Raw genomic sequence first — 1,523 nt, forward strand, 5'->3', positions numbered from 1 at the left:
TTGACATCCTCCCCGCCCTAAAGGACGGGGATTCCTGGCTCACGTTGGCTGGGGACCAGCGGTCCGCCAGCTCTTACACGATCAGCACCAGCCGGGTTGAGACCAGCCCGGACCAGCATCACGCGTGCGGAGTTCTTGTCCCGAGGGGAGACGACTCCGCACGCGGTGCAGGTGTAGGTACGTTCCGAAAGAGGAAGTGCGTGCTTGGTTCTCGCTCCGCACGATGCGCAGTCCATGGTGGTGTGCGCGGGATGCACGAGACGGATGTCTCGTCCGTGTTTGCGTCCCATCTCGATCAGGGCCGTCTTCGTGGCGCCGATCGCCGCGTCAGCGGCTTTGCGGGCCATGGTGGTACGGCTGAGGAACTTCGGCCGGAAGTCCTCGACGGCGACCGCGTCATGGTCGCGGACGGCCTTCTTCGCCCACTTGCGGGCGGTGTCCTGCCGCTGCCGCGCGACCTTCTTGTGCACCTTCGCGGTCTGCTTCTGGGCTTCGCGGTAGCCCTTGGATGCGGCCTGTCCCCTGGCGGGGCGGCGACGGGCCATCATCCGCTGGTAGCGGGCGAGGCGCTGCGCCGCCTTCTTGCCGTGTTCGGCGTGGGGGAGGTCGTGGGCGTCGGATGTGGTGGTGGCGGTCTCCTTGACGCCCCAGTCCACACCGAGCACGGCGCCGGTCTTGGGGAGCGGCTGCACCTCGGTGGCGACGACGAACGACGCGTACCAGTGGCCCGGGCTGTCCTGGTAGATCCGCACCGAGGTGGGCGCGGCCGGAAGGTCGCGGGACCAGACGACCGTCAGGACGATGCCGCCTGCGACGTGCAGGCGCCCGTCCTTCAGCCGGAATCCGCGCTGGGTGTAGTTCAGCGTGGGCAGCGCGTCGCGCTTGCGCTTGATGCGGGGCATCCCGGCGCGCTGCCGGACGGGAAGCTTCGCCTTGATGTCCTTGAGCGCTTTGGCGCGGGACTTGGCGAAGTCGCGGATGGTCTGCTGCTGCGGCACCGACGCGCCCTCACGCAGCCATCCCATGGCGTTGCGGGTTTCGGTCAGCATCTTGTCGAGCTGCGCCGGCCCGCACGTCGCCTTCTCAGCCGCCCCCTGGTTCGCGGTGTGGATCTTGCGGGACATGGCCACGCATTCGTTCCACACCCACCGGCAGCGCGCCCACTCGGCGAGGAGGCCGGTGCGAGCGGTCGACGACACACGGAGCCGGTAGGTGTACCGGGCATGCCCGGCATCCTCCCGGCTCTTAACTGGCGTCTTCATGGCATCATTCTAGCATGGAAGACGAGAAGCGGATCTCTCTCCGCCTGCCAACAAACCTGCACGCACGCCTTGTTGAGGAGGCCCGCGCCGACCGGCGGTCCCTCAACTCTGAGATCGTCCACCTGCTTGAGGTCGCCCTCGGCCTGGTGGGCGGAGACGACCAATCGCCCTGACGGCGATTGGTCTTTCCTTGCCCTGCTCCGCAGGGGTCCGATTCCTCCCCGGCCTGAAGGCCGGGGCATCCTCGGAGGTATCAGGTGA

General features: G+C 67.7%; 2 protein-coding genes. One reads left to right on the plus strand and one right to left on the minus strand.

Translation table 11 applies throughout. The features are described from left to right. Positions 1–17: 17 nt before the first annotated feature. Positions 18–1,262: a transposase gene (locus ABZ876_RS39040; RefSeq protein WP_361791179.1), complete on the minus strand. Its 1,245-nt coding sequence runs from the start codon at positions 1,260–1,262 to the stop codon at positions 18–20. A 14-nt stretch (positions 1,263–1,276) separates the two neighbouring features. Here ABZ876_RS39040 and ABZ876_RS39045 point away from each other — a divergent pair, with 14 nt between their 5' ends. Further along, complete coding sequence (locus ABZ876_RS39045) at positions 1,277–1,435, plus strand: Arc family DNA-binding protein (RefSeq protein WP_361791182.1); 159 nt, start codon at positions 1,277–1,279, stop codon at positions 1,433–1,435. The last annotated feature ends 88 nt before the right edge of the window (positions 1,436–1,523 follow it).

Source organism: Streptomyces sp. NPDC046931 (genome assembly GCF_040644655.1).
In the GTDB taxonomy this organism is placed as follows: Bacteria; Actinomycetota; Actinomycetes; order Streptomycetales; family Streptomycetaceae; genus Streptomyces.